19 protein-coding genes are annotated in these 25,452 nt (G+C 39.6%); 10 read left to right on the top strand and 9 right to left on the bottom strand.

Translation table 11 applies throughout. From position 1 onward, the window contains the following. Nucleotides 1-95 precede the first annotated feature (95 nt). Nucleotides 96-467 carry a YgiW/YdeI family stress tolerance OB fold protein gene (locus tag MD535_RS08295; RefSeq protein WP_265674406.1) on the top strand — a complete coding sequence of 124 codons (372 nt, stop codon included), beginning with the start codon at nucleotides 96-98 and terminating at the stop codon, nucleotides 465-467. Between the two features lie 109 nt (nucleotides 468-576). Next, nucleotides 577-1,113, top strand: coding sequence for a hypothetical protein (locus MD535_RS08300; protein WP_265674407.1), 537 nt, complete (start codon nucleotides 577-579; stop codon nucleotides 1,111-1,113). 125 nt (nucleotides 1,114-1,238) lie between these two features. Here MD535_RS08300 and MD535_RS08305 read toward each other — a convergent pair whose 3' ends face one another. The 4 genes from MD535_RS08305 to nrdD all read right to left on the bottom strand — a co-directional run bounded on the left by MD535_RS08305 (nucleotide 1,239) and on the right by nrdD (nucleotide 5,383). Beyond that, entirely contained in the window at nucleotides 1,239-1,943 is a 705-nt protein-coding gene (locus MD535_RS08305) for an ATP-dependent zinc protease family protein (RefSeq protein WP_265674408.1), read from the bottom strand. Nucleotides 1,944-2,073: 130 nt separating this feature from the next. Further along, on the bottom strand, nucleotides 2,074-3,255 hold the full coding sequence (locus MD535_RS08310; RefSeq protein WP_279348237.1) for an amino acid aminotransferase: 1,182 nt from the start codon (nucleotides 3,253-3,255) through the stop codon (nucleotides 2,074-2,076). Nucleotides 3,256-3,385: 130 nt separating this feature from the next. Next, nucleotides 3,386-3,856: an anaerobic ribonucleoside-triphosphate reductase-activating protein gene (gene nrdG / locus MD535_RS08315; RefSeq protein ID WP_265674410.1), complete on the bottom strand. Its 471-nt coding sequence runs from the start codon at nucleotides 3,854-3,856 to the stop codon at nucleotides 3,386-3,388. Between the two features lie 204 nt (nucleotides 3,857-4,060). After that, complete coding sequence (gene nrdD, locus MD535_RS08320; protein WP_265674470.1) at nucleotides 4,061-5,383, bottom strand: anaerobic ribonucleoside-triphosphate reductase; 1,323 nt, start codon at nucleotides 5,381-5,383, stop codon at nucleotides 4,061-4,063. A gap of 81 nt (nucleotides 5,384-5,464) precedes the next feature. On the opposite strand from nrdD, the gene MD535_RS08325 reads away from it, so the two are divergent. The 5 genes from MD535_RS08325 to MD535_RS08345 are packed head-to-tail and all read left to right on the top strand — an operon-like array spanning nucleotide 5,465 to nucleotide 14,288. Then, entirely contained in the window at nucleotides 5,465-6,997 is a 1,533-nt protein-coding gene (locus MD535_RS08325; RefSeq protein ID WP_265674411.1) for a tyrosine-type recombinase/integrase, read from the top strand. Further along, a complete protein-coding gene (locus tag MD535_RS08330; RefSeq protein WP_265674412.1) occupies nucleotides 6,990-10,802 on the top strand; it encodes a hypothetical protein in 3,813 nt (1,270 codons plus the stop codon). The genes MD535_RS08325 and MD535_RS08330 overlap by 8 nt, the downstream gene beginning before the upstream one ends. Continuing rightward, complete coding sequence (locus MD535_RS08335) at nucleotides 10,795-11,463, top strand: hypothetical protein (protein ID WP_265674413.1); 669 nt, start codon at nucleotides 10,795-10,797, stop codon at nucleotides 11,461-11,463. Before MD535_RS08330 ends, MD535_RS08335 begins: the two co-directional genes overlap by 8 nt. Next, nucleotides 11,456-11,965, top strand: a complete 510-nt coding sequence (locus MD535_RS08340; protein ID WP_265674414.1) for a hypothetical protein — start codon at nucleotides 11,456-11,458, stop codon at nucleotides 11,963-11,965. The genes MD535_RS08335 and MD535_RS08340 overlap by 8 nt, the downstream gene beginning before the upstream one ends. Next, on the top strand, nucleotides 11,955-14,288 hold the full coding sequence (locus tag MD535_RS08345) for an AAA family ATPase (RefSeq protein WP_265674415.1): 2,334 nt from the start codon (nucleotides 11,955-11,957) through the stop codon (nucleotides 14,286-14,288). Before MD535_RS08340 ends, MD535_RS08345 begins: the two co-directional genes overlap by 11 nt. Nucleotides 14,289-14,385: 97 nt before the next feature. On the opposite strand, the gene MD535_RS08350 is transcribed toward MD535_RS08345, so the two are convergent. Together MD535_RS08350 and MD535_RS08355 are read right to left on the bottom strand one after the other, a co-directional pair. Beyond that, nucleotides 14,386-14,646 carry an AbrB/MazE/SpoVT family DNA-binding domain-containing protein gene (locus tag MD535_RS08350; RefSeq protein WP_265674416.1) on the bottom strand — a complete coding sequence of 87 codons (261 nt, stop codon included), beginning with the start codon at nucleotides 14,644-14,646 and terminating at the stop codon, nucleotides 14,386-14,388. 91 nt (nucleotides 14,647-14,737) lie between these two features. Then, complete coding sequence (locus MD535_RS08355; RefSeq protein ID WP_023403758.1) at nucleotides 14,738-14,989, bottom strand: helix-turn-helix domain-containing protein; 252 nt, start codon at nucleotides 14,987-14,989, stop codon at nucleotides 14,738-14,740. A gap of 82 nt (nucleotides 14,990-15,071) precedes the next feature. Here MD535_RS08355 and MD535_RS08360 point away from each other — a divergent pair, with 82 nt between their 5' ends. Beyond that, complete coding sequence (locus tag MD535_RS08360; protein WP_023403757.1) at nucleotides 15,072-15,599, top strand: hypothetical protein; 528 nt, start codon at nucleotides 15,072-15,074, stop codon at nucleotides 15,597-15,599. Between the two features lie 115 nt (nucleotides 15,600-15,714). On the opposite strand, the gene MD535_RS08365 is transcribed toward MD535_RS08360, so the two are convergent. The 3 genes from MD535_RS08365 to MD535_RS08375 form a co-directional block, all read right to left on the bottom strand. Continuing rightward, on the bottom strand, nucleotides 15,715-18,801 hold the full coding sequence (locus MD535_RS08365; RefSeq protein WP_265674417.1) for a type I restriction endonuclease subunit R: 3,087 nt from the start codon (nucleotides 18,799-18,801) through the stop codon (nucleotides 15,715-15,717). An 82-nt stretch (nucleotides 18,802-18,883) separates the two neighbouring features. Continuing rightward, entirely contained in the window at nucleotides 18,884-20,170 is a 1,287-nt protein-coding gene (locus tag MD535_RS08370) for a restriction endonuclease subunit S (protein ID WP_265674418.1), read from the bottom strand. After that, nucleotides 20,160-21,707 carry a type I restriction-modification system subunit M gene (locus tag MD535_RS08375; RefSeq protein WP_265674419.1) on the bottom strand — a complete coding sequence of 516 codons (1,548 nt, stop codon included), beginning with the start codon at nucleotides 21,705-21,707 and terminating at the stop codon, nucleotides 20,160-20,162. Before MD535_RS08375 ends, MD535_RS08370 begins: the two co-directional genes overlap by 11 nt. A gap of 390 nt (nucleotides 21,708-22,097) precedes the next feature. Between MD535_RS08375 and MD535_RS08380 the strand changes: the two genes are divergently transcribed. Together MD535_RS08380 and MD535_RS08385 are read left to right on the top strand one after the other, a co-directional pair. Then, nucleotides 22,098-23,792 carry an ATP-dependent nuclease gene (locus MD535_RS08380; protein ID WP_265674420.1) on the top strand — a complete coding sequence of 565 codons (1,695 nt, stop codon included), beginning with the start codon at nucleotides 22,098-22,100 and terminating at the stop codon, nucleotides 23,790-23,792. Between the two features lie 4 nt (nucleotides 23,793-23,796). Beyond that, nucleotides 23,797-25,419 carry a UvrD-helicase domain-containing protein gene (locus MD535_RS08385; RefSeq protein WP_265674421.1) on the top strand — a complete coding sequence of 541 codons (1,623 nt, stop codon included), beginning with the start codon at nucleotides 23,797-23,799 and terminating at the stop codon, nucleotides 25,417-25,419. Nucleotides 25,420-25,452 lie beyond the last annotated feature (33 nt).

Here is a 25,452-nt window from a genome sequence, read left to right on the forward strand (position 1 = left end):
AATGAATGCATGGCTCAGACACCGTTAAGCGATGGTGCGCTTTAATAGACCACGAACTCGCATAACAACCAGCCCTACAGAATAGGATATTCACCATGAAAAAAATAACTTATGCCATCATTACGGCCCTCACTTTCGCCCCTGCTCTTGTATTCGCTAAAGACGGTGGGCATAAAACAGTCCCAGCCGTCGTGTATAACGGTCCCGTTGATACTACATCGGTCAGTCAATTGCTGGCGGATAACAGCATGTTTAGCGAACAAAACGTCATCGTTGATGGTTATCTCGTGCGCCAAATTAAAGGCGACAAGTTTATATTTAGTGATGGGAACGCGGAAATACAAGTTGAATTAGATGACGTCGTTTTAACCACACCAATTGATAATAAAACCAAAGTCCGTATTTTTGGCGAGTATGAGGGTGGCTCTACACCGGAAATTGAGGTGGACCATATTCAAATAATGTAACGAATGTCTCGACATAAGATAAATTGGTCTGTATTTTGCAGACCTTTTTTATATATACTTGACGAATTGATCATTTTGACCTTATGTCGACATTCATTACGGAGTTCTCATGCTAGGTAAAGCAAGTCGTACTGCCCTTTTAGCGTTAGCAGTCACCGCCCCATCGTTAGTTCAAGCTAATAATTTTAATTACAACGCGTTTCAAGTTCGCTTAGGTGCAAACCCAGGTACAGTAGGAGCAGAGTTTAGTACTTTCTTTACCGAAAACACTCATATTATTGTACGTGGAGACTCTCGCTTTGAAGGCGACTGGGATGTCGCTGGTGGTATTGGTTTTAATGGACCTGCTGGCCAATTTGCCGACATATATGGCCAACTTCTCGTTCACAATGTAAAAACGCGCGACGATGAAAAATTTGATAGTGAATTTATGTCAGAGTTTAATATTGGCTCGCGTGTATGGCTTCTCGAGAATATCGAAGGCGTTGGTCAAATTGGTATGTTAAATCGCCGTGATGACACGGTATTTATTTGGAGTGCGGGTGCTCGTTTCCACTCAACGGATCAACTTGCTCTAGGTGCTGACATTAAAGATGGTGGTATTTACGGACCACAAGTACAAATGTCAGTCAGATTTGAGTTCTAACGATCAAACATAATCGATATAGCGTTCGAAATTTAGTTCAAATAATACTCAAACAGCAAAAAGGCTTTCATTATGAAAGCCTTTTTATTGTGTTTACCAAGTTCGATTTCTGCTTAGATCTCGGTTTACTTAGATTTTGGTTTCGGTTGTACGTATTTTCTACCAACATCCACCAAGGCTACATCTCTAAAGAAACTTCTGCCTAATAGCACTGGGTATTTAAGGTGCGTACGGTCCGCTAATGTAAACTCGGTCTTGCTTGTCATATCACCAATAGTAATTGCTGAAAGAACAACTGGTCGTTTATCACTCTCTTCTGAACCAGACTGTTTCACTTTTACCCAACGTTCAACGGGTAAGCTCATTTCTTTCGACTCAACACCTTTGTGCTTAACCTTGAATTTCACCCAGTCTTTTCCATCGCGTTCAAATGGGACAATATCCACCGCGCTCAATGATGAAGTCGTCGCACCAGTATCTACCCTTGCCTTTGTGGTTACTTTCATGTCAACAAGACGAACATATTCCTGCTCACCTAGAATCAATTTCCCTTCACCATTTTTCACAGGCGAAGGTTTCACCGCTGGTTTAGTAGGCTTTTCTGCGGGTTTGGTTTCTTTTTCAACAATCGCAGGCTTTTTGGCCTCAGGCTCAGGCTTAACTGGATCAGCTTTCGTCGTTTCAGAGTCGGCTGGAGATTGCGTTGCAGATGAGTCCGTTTTAGGCTCTTCTACTTGTGGTGGAGTCACTGATTCAGTTTGGCTTGTTGTAGAACATGCCACTAAGCCGCCACTCAACATCAGTGGTAAAATCACTTTCCACGCTTTCATTCATTCACCTTTTTATTACTTTTTTTATAGGGTTACCGTCGCCATTTTGCTAACTACCATTCAGTGGTATCAACGAACGAACGACGATTTACTTAAACTGCGCGCTATCGTTCACGCGCTAAAATTACGGTTAGCTCACAGACATAAGAGCATTAGCGACATAAGGTAACTGCGTTTCTGACAAACCGGCAATATTAATTCGACCGTCATCTACACCATAAATACCAAAATCAGTTCGTAGGCGCTGCATTTGCTCTGCTGTAAATCCTAGCACAGTAAACATGCCTTTGTGAGCCATGATAAAGTCAAATTGGTCAGATGAATGATTGTTTTTTAATTCTTTACATAGACCATCGCGTAACGAAACCAATCTTTGCTGCATTTCTGACAGTTCTGTTTGCCACTGACTCGTTAAATGCTCATCGGCCAAAATCGTTTTGACCAGTGCTGCACCATGATCTGGTGGCATCGTATAGGTAGAACGGGCCAAGGTCAGAAGTTTTCCACGGGCGTTCGCCGCTTCCTTAGCATTTTTGCCAATTACAACCGCCGCCCCAGTTCGCTCACGGTACAGACCAAAGTTCTTGGAACAAGACGTCGTTAACAACATTTCTTCGACATTTTCTGCCATGTGACGCAGACCAAATGCGTCTGCCTCCAGGCCGTCACCAAAGCCTTGGTACGCAACATCAACAAAAGGAACAAATCCATTACGTACGCTCAGATCGGTTATCTGTTTCCAATCCTCTAGCGAAATATCCGCTCCGGTAGGGTTATGGCAGCAACCATGCAGTAATACAACATCGCCAGCGCCCGCTGAACTGATATCGGTCAACATCGCATCAGTGTCGACCTGCTTGGTTTCAGTATTGAAATAGCGATAAAACTTAACGTTTAGACCTGCCGCTTCCATCACTGGTTTATGGTTCACATAACTTGGATTCGATAACCATACTGTCGTACCCGGTGCTGCAACGTTAAGCAGGTCCCCTAACATTCTTAGACCCCCACTTGCACCCGGTGTTTGAATGATAGACATTCGGTCATAAATAGGGGTTTCACCAAACACAACTTTGGCGATACTTTGATTGAACTCTTCACAACCCGCTAAGCCGACATAAGCTTTGGTTTGCTGTTCATTGGTCACAATTCGTTGTGCCTCAGAAACAGCTTTCATGATTGGAGTTTGCCCTTCACTATTGCGATAGACACCAATACCAAGATCAACTTTATCCTCGCGAGGATCGTTTCGGTAAGCGACAGAAAGAGAAAGAATAGGATCGAGCGTAGGCTCGGATAAATGAGAAAACATGAAAGTCACAACCCTTTGAAATTCAAGCAATGGCTTTCACGTTATCACTAGATTCGAATGATTGAAATACTTTTATGCGCTCGACTATGCGAGCTGCAGAGAATTACACCACAATCAGCGAAACGATGAGCTAAATTTCAGTAAAGCGATGAATAATTTGGTTAGAACTGCCGCGCCACTCAAGTTCTGGGTCAAATAGTGGCTGCTCAAACTTTCCATCCACCAGCACATCCACAAGATCTATAACCTCACGCTGCTTGGCAGACAAGTTCGCTAAGGTGTAACCTGACCATAACCAAATATCTTTTCCAACGCACTCGGATTTGACTCGCTTAACCAATTTAAGTACCGCTTCAACATTAGCCGGATGCAGTGGATCCCCTCCAGATAAAGAGAGTCCACGCTTCTTAATTCTCGTATCATTCAAATCAGCAATAATTTGATCTTCAAGGGCTGGTGTAAAAGCGTGTCCAGAGCGCAACGACCACGTAGATTGATTGTAACACCCTCTGCATTGGTGCTCACAGCCAGAAACAAAAAGCGTACATCTTGTCCCAGGTCCGTTTACAACGTCTATCGGGTGATACTGGTGGTAGTTCATAATGGTTAAGTCTCTACATGTTTACTTGGCGATTCAATGACGACCGAATAAGTGAGCCGTCTGCACATAACACTATGCGAAGACGGCTCATATTCTACTTTTGCTAGACGTCAAGTTAACCTTTAACAAGAAGTCATTACCCTCTCGTTAGGTTAGACGCAGTATCACAACAGACACTGCGCTCAACGCTGCTAGCTGGCTTTACTACAAGTGTTTTACGCGTCGCTTCACTTCTTCTTGTTTGCCGAAGTTGAAAGGGCGAGCATCCGGGCTACCTAAATAACCGCAAACACGGCGAGTCACGGATACTTTCGATGAATCGTGGTTACCACACTTAGGGCAAGTAAAGCCTTTACTCGCACAATCAAACTCACCGGTGTAGCCACATTCGTAACACTCATCAATTGGCGTATTTGTACCGTAGTAAGGCACTCGACTATAGCTGTAATCCCAAACGTTTTCTAACGCTTCGATGTTGCGCTGCATGTTCGGGAACTCGCCGTAACAAATAAAACCACCTGACGATATTTCTGGATATGGCATCTCAAAGTCAATTTTGTCGTATGGGTTGACCGTCTTTTGTACGTCTAAGTGGAAACTGTTGGTGTAATAACCTTTGTCAGTAACCCCTTCAATCACACCAAATTCTTTAGTATCAATCTGGCAGAATCTGCTACATAAGTTTTCACTTGGCGTTCCGTAAAGGCTAAATGCGTAACCTGTTTCTTCTGCCCAAGATTTTACGGTTTCTTTCATGTGTTTAATGATATCAAGCGCTTTATCACGGATGTCATTGTCATCAAACATATGCACTTCAGTACCAAACAACGCTGTCATCGTTTCATGAATACCGATATAACCTAATGAAATAGATGCTCTACCATTTTTAAAGATCGGCGCAATGGAATCATCCGCTTTCAAGCGAACACCACATGCCCCTTCCATATATAGGATAGGTGCCACACGAGCTTTCACTTTTTCAAGACGACTAATACGCGTTTCTAAAGCACGACGAGCCAATGTCATTCGATCATTAAGTAACTCATAAAACTTATCAATACACCCGTTTGCTTTAATGGCGATACGAGGCAAGTTCAAGCTAACAACACCTAGGTTATTACGACCTTCATGCTGCAGTTCACCGTTCTCTTCATAGGTATTTAAGAAGCTACGACAACCCATCGGCGTTTTAAATGACCCCGTGACTTCTACAACTTTGTCGTAGTTAAGAATGTCTGGGTACATACGTTTTGACGCGCATTCCAATGCTAGCTGTTTAACATCGTAGTGTGGATCTTGCGCTTGATGATTCAAACCATCTTTAATAGCAAACACCAATTTAGGGAACACCGCCGTTTTACGATTTTTACCCAGACCAGCAATACGGTTCTTCAAAATAGACTGTTGGATCAATTTTGATTCCCAGCTCGTGCCAAGACCAAAACCAAACGTAACAAAAGGAGTTTGACCATTATGTGATATAGTTAAAACTACTCTCACTAATAATGAAGCGGCAAACCGAAGAATTACATGCTACCCATTGATTTAAAAGGGTGATAATATGTAATCCATGTTATCTTCTCTTGCGGCTTAAGGATATTTACTCTCATGAAACTGAAGCACTTGTACATTGAAGAGCATGAATCAATACAGGTCTCTGACAATAGAGTCATTGATTCTGTTCATACAAAACTGTTTAGAAAAGCAGACAAGAGTGAAGTCATCGAATTTACTAAATTCGTTAATTACCTAAAAACTTTGACTGGAAAAAACGGTAAGCCACTAAAACCAAACACCATGCTTACGTACAGTAATGCGGTCATAAGGTTTATTGATTACTTGCATGAAGCCGATATAAAGTTTCAGTTTGATCAAGCAGACCTACATTACGTATCCAGAGTCATAAACAATTATCCGTACTACTTGTCTAAAAACGACAATCTTATCGAAGATGCCTTGCTCAACACTCTTAGAGAAAAAATGGATGGCTACAAGCCCAACCTCGGGAATAATGCTGTTAACCTTCATGCAGTTGGTGTCGATCACTTTTTAAAATTTAGTGAACGTGAAGCTAAAGCTTTTCACACTCGATTTGCGAGAGAGAATGGATTCTCACTCAATGACTTCAACTATCAACCTGCCTTTGCCGAAGTTTGGAACAACAACAAAGTTAGCCAAGCGGAAAAACTTCACTGGCAAAACAATACATTGTTAGGTGGGATCATAGGTGCTAACAATTACAGCGGACTGTCAGAAAGAGTACTTAAGCGACTACAATCGGAAGATGCTGAAATCCGATCTTATTGTGAAATGACGCAAGAACAAATTCGTGACCTTTTATCATTACCATCATTAAGTAAACGGGAAAGATTACTTTATGCATTAATACATGCAACGGGTTTACGGATTAGTGAAGCCTTAATGCTTCAATTTAGTCACATAGACTTTACCAATCGATTGATTTACATGAAGAAAATCGATTTTCGTGGTTTAACACTAATCGAAAAACAATCTTGCAAGTCCGAAAAGGGAAGAAGCACTAAAGATGATATTGTCCACCTCTTTGGTGATGCTGAGGAAGTTTTCTGGCTTGCATTAGAAGACTATCTCGGATCTAGTGAGTTTTGCTCAACCTTCAGTCACGACTTTATCTTTGTATTCCAAAAGGGATCTCGTAAAGGCCGCCCTCTCCTTTTAGTTAATCAAGCCAGAAGAAACAAACGCAGTCTCAGCAACATAGAAAAAAAATATAAGCTAGCCCTCAACAAAATTGGTGTGTCGTACATCTATGGATTTCATTTGGCTAGACACACTCTCATCAATTACCTATTAAACGAGTATCCCACAATAGAAGAAATGGAAGACGGAAGCCAAAGGATAAAATTTGGATTAGAAGTTCAAATAGTGAAAAAACTTATTGGGCATGAGTCACTTAATAGTACTTTACGTTACATTAAGATTGATGAAGATAAAGTAAAAGATGAACATGCCAAAGCACGTATCTTAGCTCGTATAGGCAATTTATCTCATGAAACAACAGCCTTGATCGAACAAAAGTTGTATCACGAAGAGCAAGCTAAAAAAATCAATCTAAAACTAACTCAAATCGAAAATTTCAGTGCAGAGGCTAACAATGTTTAATATCAGCAATCAAGTTATTTTCCCTAATGGGGAGCAGCAAGCTAACAATCAAATACCTATTATTGCTAATGCATTAGCAAATGATGTTCATGATTTTTTCACTGATGTAGGCGTTGAAAAAAAGTACGACCTAAGCAACTCCGCACTTGTCGGCACTAACATTTCAAATGGCGTTGCAGATGCTCGCTGGGCAATTATTGAACTTAAACAAAATATAATAATCACAGCGCAAGAATTATATCAACTTGCATGCATTGGTGATGGTACTACGAACTACAAAGTTAATGAGCAAAGAGCCAACGATCCACTACACAAGCAGCATTTAGCAGCTACTGAATTCATAAAAAAAGCCAAATATTTAGCTTCAAAAATGGGCGTGAATGAAGAGATTTTAACAAGCAATTTATTCAGTAATCTAATTCACTTATCAAGGTGTTTATTAATTCGCCTATGGCGATCTGGGCATATTATTCTGCCGATTTCACATACTATTGTGTCTAACAACCTACACTCTTTTGTTACGTTTAAAGCCAATAATAGACGAAATACCCCCCCTATGTTTGGGGCTACAGATGAGTACGTCAAAAATCTATCTGCCAAATTTGAAGCGATTTTTTTTGGGTACGAGAGTGCAAACCTGATTGAGCGTGAGATTGTAAAAGTTAACCGAGAAGAAGCTAAACTTGGCATTAATTCCACTAACTTTTTACTTTACTGCGGTCAAGTAACTGAAACTCTAGATTTAAGCAGTTTTGATGAAGTAACCCGACTAAGCGTGCTTTGGAAAGAACTTAACCACAAAAAGCAATCCCATTTAGCAATTCTCAAACAATTAACTGATTCAGTTAAGCCTTTTGAAGGCTTTAGCTCTGGGCTAACAAACTTAAAACGCATTTGCACAGGCTCACTGAATTTTTTTCACACAGACTCTCTTCAAAGTCACAGTAGAAAGCTCACAGAAACAGTAAAAAATGAAATAAAAGTTGCCCTGAGTCCCTGTGAATTCGATTTTAGTGCAGTTTTGTTCGATAAAGATGAACAAGCTTTGTTCGATTTTGTTGTTAGTAACAATGTGAACGTAGTCAATAAAGCCTTGAATGATACATTAGATGTAAATTTTAAACATTGGGATGAATATCAGCACCAAAGTTTCAAAAGACAAGCAACTACAAAGTCAGCGCAAACACAATACACTGCGGGCTGGAATACAATAAGACGGTATTTGCTCTATGTAGCGGCTTGGATAGAAATGTTCCCAGATGTAGCTAAATCTCAATCAATTACGATACCCGAAACGCTAAAGCTTCTTGACCGAGAAACGTTCGTTATACGTAGTTTTTCTAATCTGGATATTGATAATGAAACTTGGCCTCGAACCCTTTCAGATTTTTTATTACAACAATCGGAGCAACTCCCAACGAGCGTAAGAAGTTGTATATTAAGTATTAATGAAAATTTCGCTTTAGATCAACAACACGTACCTAGCCAAGCAGTGATTTTATCCAAGGAGTTTACTCAACATTGGCATAAGCACTGTAATGGTATTGCTCTTGGGGCGCATAATGAATCAGTTAAACAAACGATTTCTCGTGAAGAGTTTCCATTTCTACTAGAGACCGCTTATTCACTTGAAAGCTTGGGAATGTATCTTCAACAACGAATCCTAGAGGGCTATACACATACTTTACTTGGCTTCACATCCATGTCAACACTACCAAAAGCGAATCCGTATTCATTTATCGACCTAAAACCAAAACGTTCGACCCGACTTGGAGAGTTTACACTCAACTATCAGAACACTAGTCCTATTCGTCTTGCCATCCCCCTCAAAGCATATCAACTTAAGAAGGGGACTGCTGTAGTAACAAATGATTTACAAATACAAAACCTTCGAAATCAAGTGTTTTCTGAGCCAGTCGCTGGCTATACCCCAATAGCTTGGTACTTAAATGATAGTTTAGAGTATCAGTACTTCCGTTTAGATCAGCCCTCCTCAACACTATCAAATCCCTTCTGTATGAATAAAACATCAAAAGTACACATTGATGGTAAAAATATATCAATTCCTTTACTAGGTCCAATTCGAGGAGCGACAGTAGCCTTAGAACAAGGGATTCGACATATACATATCCGACATCTAGATGCGCGACATTTTGATAAGTATGCAACAGATAACACTGATGTTACTCACCTACTTGTACAAACGGAAAAGACGAACAAACGACCTTGGAAAGCCCCCTCTCATCAGGATGTTATTAGTATTCTGAGGTCTGAAAGGGAGTTTTTAAGACTACGAACAGATAGAAATATCGGTGATCTAATCAAGTACAGTTCTTCAAATCAAGAAATTGACGTTCTATTTCGAAATGCAGCAGGAAAAGATTTTGGAGAACAACAGTGGAATGGTGTCTGGGATAATCTACTTTTATTAGCTCAACAGCTAATAAATACACACTGTGGTGAGTATGTTAATAATTGTCAATTCGTTAAAATGGTTCCATTGACACCTGATGATCCAATGACTTATCTCAACTTTGTTAATAAATTAACTGCTCAGAATTCTCATGTAAAACGTTCATTTGTTGATGAAAGCAAATTGCATAAACACAAGTTTGATGGGATAGGACACAGAATCAAGTTAATGCCTATCGTAACACCTCATGGCTCACGAACTACATTTGTTTCACACCGTATAGGACATATGCCACTACATCTATTGGCGAGGACAGTTAACCAGAGTGGCAAGACAGCGGTTTACTACGGAGTTGAGAATGCTGAAGAAACAAAAGCATTATTCGAATCGAGCCGACAGGCATTAAAAATAATCAAACGCACGGATAGTAATGAAAGCGTACGAATATCTAGTAAAGCTGTTTCATCAAAAGTCGAAGATGCATTTCTACAATCGCCTTCAGAAGCGATGAATCTTTACGGCATGACTTCTATACCGTTAGTCGTGATTGATAAAGAAGGAAACGAGATACAAAAAAAGACTGGCTTAGACCTACTATCATCGACCCCACACTCAATGATTGCATTTGCAGATACTCATATATGTGTCCATAACCTCGAATGCCCAGCCGAAATTGTTGATGAAAATGGAGGCTTTCAACGTTGTGGTGTTTGCAGGATTAAAATATGCCATATTGATAATCTTGTATCGATATCAGCAATGATGGAAAAGTTAGAAATAGATGAAACACTGACTGGTGAGGAATTGAAAAGCTTAAACTCCAATTCAGATTTGGACAGTAATTTCGTCAAGCAAGAGAAAAAACGATTAAAGCAGAAGATTGATGTTATTAGTAGTGAAAAAATTGGGTGGGCAATTGCTCAAGAAGCTGTTGAAACACAGCGACAAAGACTACTTGGAACTAAAAATAATCAGCATAGCCGTTTTATGATTCCCGCACCTACATTGCTGAAAGAAAGCATTAAATGTGAAAAAGTTCAACAAAAGGTTGCTGAAATATTCTTCAACCATGCACTCACTACGGATGATATTCCTTCTCTCAGATCCGATAAGCTCAGAGTTGTCATGGCTCGGCTAACACAAAAAGTACAGTACCTGTCAATGAGTGCAAGCTCACAGCAAAGACAGCAGCTAGCAATAAGCTATCAAGAACAAAACTTAAGCCCAGACCATATTTTAGCGCCAATACTTGCGATGATCGATGCTGGAATTATCAACAAAAAGCAGATAATTGAGACTCTGGACACTGAGCTTATTAATAAACCTGTTCCACAGAAAAGCCTTGTTCAGAATCAAATAATCAAAACGTTGGAGAGTATAGAACATGCCTAGTCGAAAAGAGTTGATGCTTCTTCGTTTGAAGCTTTTAAGGGACACAGTTAGTAAAATTGAACGTTCTAAAAAGCTCTACAGTAAAGTGAAAAATTTGGATCATCTTGCAAAAATGACTGTTGAGATCATGACGGAGGATCATGCACAGGATGCTATTGGTTACTCTACCCTGCTTAAACATAGCGGGCAATATCGAGGTGTTCTTGAAGAATCACTATCAAAAATATCGAAGCTAAATGCTAGTTCACTTTCAAGCAGAAATAAGCAACATGGCAACTTGTCGATACTGGACTCAGCACCGTCAAATTGGGTTGCTGAAAAGGCTCTTTTGCAGTGTAAAATCAGCAACTTAAATGAAAAACTAACAAAGTCTCATCAACGAAATGAACAGCTTGAGTTAACATTAGCGCAAATAGATCAACAACTTGGAAATGGAAATACGGACGTAACAGGGAATAATACGGAGAACGAGACTAGAAAAATGTGCCATTCAATGGCACATCTCCTAGATTGGTTAAATAGTTCAGATCTAGGAGTCATTTATGATCAAAACAACAATACAATTACGGACATTTACGGTGAAGTTATCGTAAATAGCCAGTACCTAACCCCTTATTCTGATTGGCAGTCTAGCAGAGAGCATGGAGGAAATAATGAATAAGAGCTTCCCCAAATGTACTTTAACCGCAGAACAGAAGGCACTAAAAGGACCAGCAAAGAGTAAACTTTATCGCCAGTTGTATGATGATTGTATCGAAAAAATGAAGTTAAAAGGTTTTTCCTTTCCAAGAGATAAAAATAATGCACTAGGTATCAATGTCTCAGAACTTGCACGGTGGTGTGGATTCAAAAGCCGTCAAACAATCAACGATAATTCGTATATTCAAGCCAGAATTAAACAAGACATCATTGAGCTAGGCATTAGTAACAGCACTCTAAATTCGTCAAGTAATGAGAACCAAACTATAGAGACCGACAGCTCAACAATAGACACCCATAAAATCAATAAGTTACAAGAAAAAATCTCAAGCCAAGAGCTAATAATTCAAGATCTAGAAGCGCAATTATTAGCTTGTAAAGCTCATAGGAACAACATAGAAGGAACTCACTTAAGACAAGTAGAAAATATGCTTTTGTGCGGAGGGCGTAGTTTTGCAAACTAATTTTGTTGTCACAAGTTGTCAAAAAGACGAACTAAAAGAAGTTTACCAGATATATGCTAAGTGCTTAAAATCTCAGAAAAGGTTATGCATCGTCATAAACACAGAACTTGTATATAAAGCGCCAGAACCCGCAGAAATTTGGCAATTCACTCCTTCTAACAAACCATATGCAACAAAATACTGTCTACATTATCAAACCAATGCGATTCAACCGCGATTCGATTTGATAATGACGTTTGATAAAGAGTTATCTTTGCTAGAATGTGGTAATGCCCCCTTTACTCTCCCCCAATTACTTGGTCACCTTTTAGATAAACATCCTACTTTCAATCGTTTAGGTTGCAAACGTAAGCGACTAGAGAAAACAATAAAAGCAGCGGGAAGTGCTAGGAAATTCATCAAAATACTCACTGAACAAAATCTATCTGCTCTAAGTGTCGCATTTAACAACCCCAAAAGAGCACTTGCTGTAATGCAAGCATTCAGCAGTCTAGTAAACGAATTCGATTACATCGAATTCATTCAATTTACTGGGTATGATATTAAAACTGCAAAGTATTTGTATCAACTATTGGGTATCAAAGCGAAACAATCATTACAACAAAATCCCTACCTTCCGATTCAATTTGGCGCAAAGTTCGTAAACGCATGGGGGGTGGCAGAAAGAATAAATAAACAGTCACCCTGTTCCCCCAAATACCGATTTCTAGGCGCTATAGATACAGTGGTATATCGAGCCTTAGCTAATGGTCATACAGCCATTCCTATTGACGAATTCAATCAAAAGCTTGGCTCACTCATCAATAAAAATAATGTAGATAATGCTGTTCAAATTGCATTAAGTGAACGAACTCTATGCAAGTCTTCAGATGAAACAGCGTACCAGGGCATTGGCGTTGCTTATATTGAATCTAAGACCGAGATGTCGATACAAAGGTTAATCAAACAAGCCGACTTCTATCTATCACAATCACGATTTAACCAATTGATCAGTGAGTTTAATATCCTCGTTAACTTTGCACTTACTCATGAGCAAGTGAACTTAGTCGAAAAAGCAACCACCCAACACTTGACAGTTGCGCAAGGAGTAAGCGGCAGTGGTAAAAGTACCGCACTATCCGCTATAAAGTATATTTGTAATCATGATGAACGTGACTCGTATTATCTTGCCCTTTCTGCTGTGGCAACAAAGCGCATTCGAAAAAGCCTTATAAAACACAAAGTAACTAGGGAAAAACGCAAAGGATTAGTCGCAAAAACAGTGATGGAAGAATGCTGTTTTACTCTACGCTCATTCATTAATAAACTGACATCAAGCAGGCTCAAGCTTAAAAATAACTGTTTAATTGTTGTCGATGAAGCATCAATGTGTGATTTATCTATCACTTCAGAGCTTCTACATGCGCTTGAGAGCCACGATGCTGACTTTTCACTCCTGATGGTCGGTGATGTTGCCCAAGTTGCTCCTGTAGGTTTTGGTGCTGTTTTTCAGCCTCTGGTCGAAGCAAGAATTAACTATGTTGAGCTAACATCATCATTACGCCAAAGTACGAATAATCCAATTCAAAATTTTGCTACGCTAGTAAGAACTGTTGGTCATAAAGATACTAAACTGAATGAGCATGAAATAGATTTCAAAAAAGAACCCAATGCACACCTACCACCTTATCAATCAAAATTAAATAATGGAGTATTTAAACTTGCATGTACAAACCAAGATATCCCTGCTATATGCTCAAAATTACTCATAGCTTTAGGAATCTATGAAACTCAAATCATCACTCCTTTCTCGACTTATAAACAGTTTGTTTCGGTTGATGAGATAAACGAAGCATGCATGCTTACTATCAACCCCGAAGGACGTAAAACATTTGGTTTTAGACAAGGTGATAAAGTTATCGTAACACGCAATAATGAAGAGCTAGGATTATACAATGGCGATATGGGGGTAGTTCTGCGCATCGTGCATGAGTATAACAGTGCAAAAAAATTAATAAAAAAATTGATATGTAATCTCAACGAAACACAGATCGAATTAGATGAAGAACATATTGCTCAAGTAGGCTTAAATCATAGTTATGCTGTTACGATACACAAAGCGCAAGGATCTGAATTCAAATATACTATTGTGGTCATACCATCTTGGGATAGCGCACTAATCGAAAATAGCCTAATTTACACAGCTCTTACTCGTAGTACTGAAGCAACTATTTTTGTCGGCGATATCCAGGCATTAAATCGTGCAATTAATCGCACACCAAATGCTAAATCGCGATATTTAGGTTTTACTCCGCCTGTAGGTGAGCAGTTCAGAGTATCTTAGGTGGATTAGCCTAGACTCAACCTGTCTGTTTCCATATTACGATATAATCAAATCTGGCAGATTAGTTCTATAGCCCACTAACAGAGGGGGCTGTGATTTAGACCCCCTCGCGCCCTGATCTTGACTTAGCTTGCCATTCTTGTAATTCAGGGTCATTACGTTGCGAGTCAAAATCCGTATTAGCCATTAAGTCTTTGATGTCAAACTTTGGTTTTTTATCCAATGCCTTCACAAAGAACCCGTCCTCTTTACGGATTAGCGTGACTTTAGAACCTGGCTTCAGTTGCATTTCAGCTAAGAATTCATCTGGAATAACAATTCCTGTCGAACTTTCAATTTTTATGAGAATTGTTTCCATCTATACCTCTAACAGCCATACTGCATGCTTGTATAATGTAATTTAAAGCCTGAAATCGCCCTACAGTTCGTTTGATAGACGGCTCTATACATTATTCAGACCTTTCTTGTATTGATTCAAAAATTTCTTCATCACAGGGCAATAAGTCCTGTACAGGACATTCTAAGACGTAAGCGCACAAATAAACCTTCTCTAACGCCACGTTGGTTTCACCTCTCTCTAGATTTCCGACATAGGTCTTACTTAGACCACTGAATTTTGCCAGATCGCCCTGCAACCATCCTTTTTCTTTTCTCTTTTCAGCAACTTTTCTACCGAAGCTAACTGCTATTTCTTTTTTCATTTTAATTCTCAAACCAATTATAGTTGGTTTTTTCGTTCAAACCAACTATAATTGGTTTCGTTGTCGATTTTGGAGTTATTGTATGCAAGATTCATTTGAAGAAATTATGTTAATGGCACTATGTACCAAGGTGCCTCAAGTCTTTTATTTGAATGACCTAGTTAAACAGATTGAAAGCGATTACCAGGGAAATTTGTCTCAAAGTTCTATCAAGCGATTAGTCGAACGCTTACTAGAGTCATATGAATCTGAAGATCAGCCAATTATTCAATCGCTTGGCAGTAAACAAGCCGTTGGCGCTATTTACAGAAAGCTCTATACTGAAAATGAGCAAGGCGAACTCATTAAGAGTTACCCAAAATTGCCAGACTATTTTGAGATCGAGCACATCAAAGAAGTACGCAATACAATAGATGAAAAGCTAGACTTGCTTGAGAATCAAATTCACGCATATCAAAGATTGAGCTATAGCTTCCCTCAAACTGAGGATTGGTCTGATGCAAAGTTAAGACGACTTCTAAAACAAAAAGCATTTCTCACTGAAGATCTTGATGTCATTGACGAACTTCTAGCAGAAACACAGCATCTAGAAAACAAGTGTGATTCGTAGAAATCACACTTTTAATCTTTCATTCCAACATCAATATCTCAACTCATGATTACAAGAGTTTGTCACAGTATAGAATAGAAATTGTTTCGATATTCTATGTAGCTACTCTTAAAAGTTAAGGATTCACTAGCTCAGCTTGCTCTAATACAAGTTCAACTGCATCGGCTTGCTCATCTGGTGGGTAGCCAGTACGTTTCAATATCTGCTTAATTTTGAGGCGCATCTTAGCTCGCAAATTTTTGCGCTTTGCCCAGTCTGGTTGAGCGCTTTTACGAATTTCCTCGGCAAGCTTACGAGCGATGGTCAAGATGTCTTCTTGCTTCATAGCTTCACGAGCGGAATCGTTAGCAACTAAAGCATCGAAGAATGCTAATTCCTCTTTGGTTAGATCTAATTCTTCCCCACGATCTGCTGACTCTCTCAATTCTTTTGCAAGTTTGATCAGCTCTTCGATTACCACGCTAGTTTCTACTGAGCGATTACGATACTTATCAAGTGAATTGCGTAACATTTCTGAGAAGGTCTTGTAAGCTACAGCGTTCTTAACAGTACGAGTTTTGATTTCATCTTGAATGAGCTTTTTAAGCATTTCTACGGCTAAACTCTTGTGCTCACTCTTCTCAACTTCAGCTAAGAACTCATCGTCAAGAATGCTAATGTTTGGCTTATTCAACCCTGCTGAATCAAATACATCTACGATATCACCCGAAACAATTGTCTCAGAAACCACTTGCCTTAATGCAGTTTGAACCTTTTCATCAGACATACGCTGTTTTGAAGTCGTAGACTTTTTAATAGCAGCACGCAGAGTCTCGAAGAAAGCAATCTCTTCTTTAATTTCCTTAGCCTCATCCATGCTTGAACACAGACTAAAAGCCTTGGATAGAGATAAAGCCGCTTTATCAAAGCGCTTTTTGCCATCCTCTAAGTTAAGAATGTGGTTCATTGCGCCAGCAAGCAGTCCAAGCGTATTAGTCTTGAAATCGCTGTAATCAAAACCATGCATGATGCCACGACAAACATCCAGTTTTGTCTTAGTCACAACCATAGCTTCGCTTAGGTCGATGGTTGGAGAACCATTACCACTTGCTGTGTAATTGGCAATAGCATTACGCAACTCAGGAGCAATCCCTAAGTAATCAACTATCAAACCACCTTCTTTGTCTCGGAACACACGGTTAACACGAGCAATTGCCTGCATTAAGTTATGTCCTTTCAGCGGTTTGTCGATATACATGGTATTTAAACAAGGAGCATCAAAACCCGTTAGCCACATATCACAAACGATGACCAACTTAAGCTCATCATTAGGGTTCTTAACTCGCTTAGCAATTTTCTTCTGAATAGGCTTCTTGTGAATGTGTTTCTGGTATTTCTCAGGATCGTCAGAAGTCCCTGTCATGATCACTTTCATGCAGCCCTTTTCAGGATCGTCATCAGCCCATTCAGGTTTTAGCTCAGCAACTTTATCGTAAACCTGAACGCAGGCTTCACGACTGATGCAAACCATCATCGCCTTAGATAGAGACGTTTCTTCACGATCAGCAAAGTGATTGAGCATATCTTTCACAAGGCGTTCAACACGGTCTTCCGCACAGATAAGCGCTTCTAAAGCTGCATTACGAGACTTAGTTTTAGCTTGATCATCTTCATCATATTCAGACACCAGATAATCAACTTTTTGGTCAACGTCTTCTTCTGTGGTGTTTTTATCCATATCTAGCTTGATAAGACGACTCTCATAATAGAGTGGTTTTGTTGCACCATCCTTCTGAGCCTGTTCAATATCATATACAGAGACATCTTCACCAAATACGACACGAGTATCTTTGTCTTCCATTTCGATTGGCGTACCAGTAAAACCGATAAATCCAGCGTTAGGTAGTGAGTCTCTCAAGTGTTGAGCGTAACCATACTTCATTTCGCTCGTCTTCTTGTCTACACGAGCTTTTAAACCATATTGAGTACGATGAGCTTCATCTGCCGCTACAACAATGTTGTGACGCTCTGTGAGCGGTTTACAGCGAGTCTCGCCCTTAGGTGGTGAGAACTTTTGCATTGTTGTAAAGATAATGCCGCCAGAATGACGATTATTGAGTAAGTCGATCAAGTCATCTCTATCTTTGGCTTGTACTGGCGTGTCATTTAAAAGCTCAGCATTTTCCGAGAATGTTTCGAACAACTGCTCATCTAAGTCATTACGGTCAGTAACAACGACAATCGTTGGATTATTCATTGAAGGAGAAGCCATCAGCTTCGCACTGTAGAACGTCATCGACAGAGACTTACCAGAGCCTTGCGTATGCCAGTAAACACCGCAACGTTGATCACCATCGTGCCTTGTCGCTCGAATAGTGCTTTCTACCGCAGCTCGTACACCGTGGAATTGGTGATAACCAGCGATTTTCTTAACCACCTTTTCGACATCAACTTCATACGAAATGTAGTATTGAAGATAATCAAGCAGCAGCTCTTGATTAAAGAATCCACGTACCATTACTTCTAGGGCTAACGTATCTTCTGTATCATCACGAGAGCCATCAATGGTTCTCCAAGGTGTAAAGCGATCACGATCAGCAGTTAAAGAGCCGATATAAGCCTCAGTACCATCTGAAATGATCAATGATTCATTAAAGATAAATAGGTCTTTAATTGCACTCTTGTAAGTTTGTACTTGGTTGTAAGCACGCCACACATCAGCTTTAGTATCAGCAGGATTTTTAAGCTCTAGAACCGATATTGGTAAGCCATTCAGGAAAACGACAATATCAGGTCTACGATTGTCCACTTCGCCATTTGTCACACCGTTGACTGAGAACTGACGGATTGCTAACCAGTCGTTATCTTCATTCTCAAAATCAACCAGCATGACTCTATCACCGACAGGTTGACCATCTTCATCTTCGTAATCGACTTGAATGCCTTCTATTAATTGACGGTGAAAAGTGTGGTTAGCACGCTCGGTAGACGGTACGGTGGTAAGTAAGATGTCTATAGCTGTATCAATACAAGCTTCAGGAAGGTGTTCATTGATATCAACCAGAGCCTTACGCAAACGAGGTTTAAGCACAACATCTGATAGCGATTCTCGCTCTGGTGTTGCACCAGTCGGCTCTAGTTCGCTACCGTTGATGGTTTGATAGCCTATTTGGTTAAACCAGACCATACAATGGTCTTCTAGCATTTCTTCAGTTATTTTCATTGTTATATCTATTCTTTGTTATTGTTTTTATTGTTCTAAATAGTAATAAGCCTAGCCCTCTGACGAGAGCTAGGTCTTCTAGTTACATCGCTTCTGCTAGTTCTTCCTTCGCTTCACCAACAGAAAGTTGGCCTGAGATCAATTTTGGGAGTAATCGATCACGTAATTTTGATAGTGTTATGTTTTGAGCATTATTTGATATCACTCTCTCAAAAAGCTTTAATGCAATATCTTCAAATTTGGATATAGCATTTAATGAAGGAACTATAACTGGAGTTTGTTCTATGCCTTTGGCACTGATGTTAGGCTGAGCACTACCGTGAGCTGTTTTAACTATCGTATTAAATACAACAGGATGTTGTAAGTTTAAGTATGTAAAGTAATTATCATCCACTTCTAGCGAGGACTTAAATCGAGCTACACGTTGGTTAAGGTATGCATTTCTTCCATCACCTACATACAAGCCACTTTTACCAACTGTTGCACCAGTCATAGCCATCAAAATATCACCATTATTAAGCTTGAATCTCAAAGATGAAGATGCCAGGTCATCATCAACACACTGGCAATCGTTCAATCGTATAGTACCATCGCCAACAATATTCTTAATTTTTACTACTGGATTCCCTTGCTCGATGAAACTTTTGCTCTTAAAGGCATATCCACCTTGAACACTTGTAAAATCACCTAAACACCCAGCTTTCCACCCCTTCGGAATCATCCCCAACTCAGAGCTTTCAAACTCACTTGGAAACAACGCTTGGATCTCAGGTGATAACCCATCGAAAGGCAAACCTTCTTTGTTCGCTTTTACTGGGTCAAAGTCGATAAACCATGATTTGAAGATGCGTTGGGCAATCTTTTCGAGGGTTTGATTCATTACTTTATTGTTAGCGATTTTGCCCTCTAATTGCTCAGCAAACTTACCAACAAATTTAGCTGCATTGTGATCTATAATCTCAACTTCGAAATTGTTTAGCGCATCTTTACCAAGATTAGGAAATGTTGTTCCCGTTGCAACCTTTAACAAACCAGCTAAATTTGACTCAATTACTGATTTTACAAAGGGGGTGGAATAACCGCCTTTCCCTCGTATAGCTCCAATACCTCGTCCTATAGCATATTCCTGCTCACCATAGTTCATTCGTCCCGTGGTTGACCCACGCACACAAAATAAAATATCACCTACTAGGGATGTTTTTTTTGCATCCGTTGTGAACTGCGTAGGGTAAGGGTGTGTAGTGCCAAATTCTGTAGGTCCATTTAACAATGGCATCCCAGAGCCATCATTATTACATGTATCCCCTTTTGGGGACTGCCCCATAACAATTTCGGCAATGTCGCCTAATCTAACTTTGCTAGATGTCATACCCAACCTCCGCAAGCGAAGCCTTGATTTTCTCATCAAGAGTCACAGACTTAGCAATTTGACCTGATAGCTGTTCAGTTAAGATTGCCATATCTTCTTGATAAGAAGCTTCATCTTCCTCAACTTCAGCAGCGCCAACGTAACGACCTGGTGACAGAACAAACCCTGCTTTCTGAATATCTTCAAGTTTTGCTGACTTACAAAAGCCTGGAATATCAACATATTTACTGTCTTTTTCAGCAAATTCAGTCTTCGCCCACGCATGGTAGGTCTGAGCAATTTCATTGATATGCTCTTCATCAAACACAAGCTGAGCGCGAGTCTCTAAACGACCTAGATGACGAGCATCGATAAACAATGTTTCGCCTTTACGTTTCTTGTCTTTGTTGTAGACGAAGATACAAGATGGGATTTGAGTGTTGATGAACAGCTTAGGTGGCAAGGCAACCATACATTCTACTAGGTCATCTTCGATAATAGCTTTACGTATAGCACCTTCCGTATTGGCAGTGGAAGTCATCGCACCGTTCGCCATTACTACGCCTGCACGACCAGTTTCATTCAGGTGGTACAACATATGTTGCATCCAAGCATAGTTGGCGTTGCTGTCAGTCGGCGTACCCCACTTCCAACGTACATCATTGGCAACTTTGCTTGCGCCCCACTTTTCTTGGTTGAATGGTGGGTTAGCTAGGATGTAATCAGCGCGAACATCTTTGTGTAAATCGTTTAGAAGCGTATCGGCATTCTCTTCACCTAGGTCAAAATCAAGACCACGAATAAGCAGGTTCATCGCTGCCATTTTCCAAGTCGTGTGGGTGTACTCTTGACCGTAAACGCTAATATCGCCTCGTTCACCACCATTACGCTCCATGAACTTCTCAGACCATGCAACCATACCGCCAGATCCAATAGCTGGTTCGTATAAAATACCTCGTGTTGGTGCAATGATTTCTACAAGCGTTTTAACGATAGATTCAGATGTAAAAAATGCACCCGCATCAGCACCTTCGGCAAGAGCGAATTGCCCAAGGAAATATTCATACGCCAAACCCAGAACATCAGCAGATCGATGTTCACTGTTCGTGAAGCTTAAAGAGCTAAGCAAATCAACCAGCTCACCTAATTTACTTGAAGGGATTTTAAGAAGACCAAAACCACGGTAAAGCATGCCTTTTAACTCAGGGTTATGCTCTTCAATCGCTTTTGATGCGTCATCTAGAACTTTTGCGTAATTAGTTTGTTTAGCGTTATCAACTAAGTATTCCCAACGTGCAATTTCTGGAACCCAAAAGATGTTACCAGCTTCGTATAAATCACGGTCTTCCAAGTTCATCTCGAAAAACTCATGGTCTTCATCTTTTACCCATTCTTGAGCGTCTTCACGGAATTCTACAAAGGAGTCGCTAACATACTTAAAGAATAGAAGAGCAAGCACAGGGTGCTTGTATTCAGAGGGCTGCAATGCACCACGTAACGCTACGGCTGATTCCCACAACGTGTCAAAAAACTCTTTGTCACCAACGTTTTTAACCATTTTTTATTTCTCATCATAATCTGACTTTAATTACCAAACATCGTATCTCAAACAGGTTGAAATGTCCATTTGCGCTATGTAACATAGAAACGATAAAAATCTTAAAAAACAACAAATTATAAAAAACATAAGAACAGTCAAGACATATCGCCTTAGAGATAGAGCTTGATCTTAAGATGAAGCTTTATAAAAGAATGGACTTACTATGAAAAATTGGTTTTTAGCTAAGGCTGGACAGGACTTTCCAGAGTTGCTCCCCTAACACGAAGAGCGATGGGGAAATATCGAAATCAACAGCTAACGAATATGAAGCGTCAGCTTAAAGGAAGACTTAATGTTTTCTAAACCTACCTGACCTTACTCTAGACCTATAAATTAAAGGAAACTCAATTGGAAATTTCATCTCTTCATCTCAAAGGCTTCAGAAACTTCGATGATGCTTTAATCAATTTTAATTCAAGCACGTTAATCATTGGTTCAAATGATATAGGTAAAAGTAATATGCTCCATTCTCTTCGCATATTATTAGATAAGAGTCTTTCTGAAGCTGATATTGAACCCTCGGAGCTAGACTTCCACATTGGTTTAGATGGCACTTCTCAGTATGTAGAGATCACAATAACCTTTAAAGATGTGAAAGAAGATGCTGTTCTGTCGATTTTAAAAGGTAATGTAAATGACAATGGAGAAACAATTTTTCGCTACACGGCCAATAAGTCAGACCTCAGCTACAAGCTATGGGTTGGTCAATCGCTAGAAGATTTACAAGAAGTCACAAGTCGCTTTTACCTCAAGTACATTAACCTAAAGTACATTCAGTCACAGCGAGACTTAAATCGTGTTATCGCCAAAGAAAAGAAGCAACTTCTTCGTATTGCTCAACAAGTACTAAATGAAAACGATAGCCAAGAAGATGAAACTTTACTCACAGAAATAAGTACTGATTTAGCAAAATTAAATAGGAAAGTTGCCAAACTAAACTATGTTAAGTCAGCAACAGACGATATCAACAATGAACTAAAAAAACTAGCACACCATAACTCAAATTATTCCGTTCAGCTTGACACTGGCGCTATAGAAGTAAATGATTTTATTGACAAACTACAGCTCGGTGCATCCACTGGTGGCGAAAGTGTCATGCTTGGTGGCGATGGACGCAACAATCAAATACTGCTAGCTTTATGGAAAGCAAAAAGCATAATTGAACAGGATATAGATCACGAGGTTGTTTTTTACGTGGTTGAAGAGCCTGAAGCCCACCTCCACCCTCATCAGCAGCGTAAATTAGCGACATACTTGATTGAAGAGCTTCCTGGACAGACCATTATATCGTCACACTCACCTCAAATTGCTACCAATTTCACTCCAGATTCTATCGTGCGCCTACTTTCATTTAAAAACTCAACTCTAGCTGCTAGTAATGGGTGTTCGCAATGTATTGCGGAGAGTTGGAAGAGTATGAGTTATAGAATGAGTATCTTACCAGCAGAGGCTTTCTTCTCTAACGGCGTGTTTTTGGTAGAAGGTCCATCAGAGATGCTCTTTTATCATGAATTAGCTAAGCAAATCGGAATAAACTTAGATTTTAAAAATCTATCTATCCTCTCTGTTGATGGCATTTCGTTCTCTGTATATGTACAAATATTAAACGCTTTAAACATTCCTTGGGTTATGCGAACTGACAATGACATCAACAAAATTAAAGGTAAAAGTCAGTGGCAATTTGCAGGAGCTAATCGTTGTTTAAGCGCTGCTAACCTCTCAAAACTAAAGCATAGTGATATTAAACTTTCACCTACCGATGCGTTTAATAATGGTACTTGGAAAATTGTATCGGATGCAGTGAATTGTAAAGGTATTTATCTTTCTAAAGTAGACCTAGAAACTGATCTAGTAACAGAGCTTCCTGAGTCAATAGTTAAAGCATTAGGAAAAAGTGATACAAATGGTGCTATTAAGTACCTACAGGGGAAAAAAGCACTTAGAATGCACCCGTTGCTTAAAAGGATTGATAACGATCTAGCTTCAATTACTTCAGGTGATTTGGCGAGACCACTACACAAATTAGTGGAAATGGTAAGGTAACGCTATGAAGCAGTTTAAGCTAACAGCGCAGCAACAAGAGGCGATTGATTACAATGGAAGTATGATTATTACGGCTTGTCCTGGTAGTGGAAAGACAACCGTTGTAACCGAAAAAATTAGACAATCCACCCTAAATTTACCTTCTTATAACGGTGTCATTGCTATTACATATACTCGAAAAGCGAGCGCAGAACTGAAGCGTAAATGCACTTCGAATGCACATGACACCAAAGCAAGCTTTTTTGGGACAATCGATAGTTTTTGTTTCAAAGAAATTATTTTACCATTCTTACCGAGAATTTGGGGATCACCAGCTTTAGAATTAAGAGCAACGAAGAAGTTAATTAGTCCATACAATGAGTATTTAAACCAAGAATATAAATCTCCAACAACAGCAGATATTGTCAATGATCCTGGATTCAAAGCTTTATACGATGACGGTATTTTGTGGATGAACTCTTTTTCGGCTCTAGCGTTATTTGTTCTCAAGAATTCTTTAGCAGCAAGGCGTTATGTTTCTGCAAGGTATTCAAGCGTCTACATTGATGAGTATCAAGATTCATCTTTTGCTCAACATCAATTGTTCGTTGAGCTATTTCAGTTAGGATTAACTGCCACCGCAGTTGGTGATTCATGGCAAAGTATTTATGAGTTTCGTGGTGGTGACTCAAAGCTACTTTTGGCGTTGACAACAGATCCAAGATTCAAGCACTTCGTTATTGACAAGAACCATCGTTGTCACCCTTCTATCGTCAATTACGCTGAGCGATTGATTGATAGCAATGCTCAGTTGTTAAAACATGCCCCTGACGATATCAGAGTTCATCGCTCCTACCTCCAAGGTAATCTAACAAGTATAGGAAACGGTATATCTACTTACATTAATACATTGCTCAAAGATGGCAACATCAAACAAGCATCAGATGTTGGTGTATTAGCTAGAAAAGAGCAATCCTTACAGATGATTGCTAATGGAATGACCGTCAAGTATAGGTTATATAACGACAACCCTATTGATAAGCATGCTTCAACCGAGTGTGCCGATTTTTATACGGATTTATTATCTTATCGATATGGTGCGATTTCCACGATGCAAGACATAATTGATACCTATTTCGAGTCTATTGATCAAAAAAAACTATCAATCAATAACTTGAGAACAATGATCCAAAAATTAAAAGATGATCAAACTGTGGAAGAGTTGATTGGTAAATTTAACCAATTAGCCACTTTAATTGGCATTAAAGATACAAGATCTACAGATACAGCACTAATATCGAAAGTTCATGATGAATCATTTTTGAAGCAGTTTAAATTAAAAGATGAAAATGAAGTACAGGTCATGACACTTCATAAATCCAAAGGGCTGGAGTTCAAGTATGTGTTTCACTTAGATCTAGAAGAATGGTCTTTTCCTCATCTGACACCTGGAAAATCTTGGGGGGAACAGACGTTCACTAATCTAGAACAAGATACAAACCTTCATTATGTGGGGATTACCAGAGCTGAAGAACACTGCTTTCTCGTTAGAGCCGAATATAGACAAAACGCAAAAGGTAAGGATTCATACTCGAATCCATCATATTTTTGGACGTTACCACAGCTTGAAGGGTTGTATTCAGAATGAAGCTATTACCAAGCGTAAATGACAGGCAAGCAA

Source organism: Vibrio qingdaonensis (assembly GCF_026191675.1).
Lineage (GTDB): Bacteria > Pseudomonadota > Gammaproteobacteria > Enterobacterales > Vibrionaceae > Vibrio > Vibrio qingdaonensis.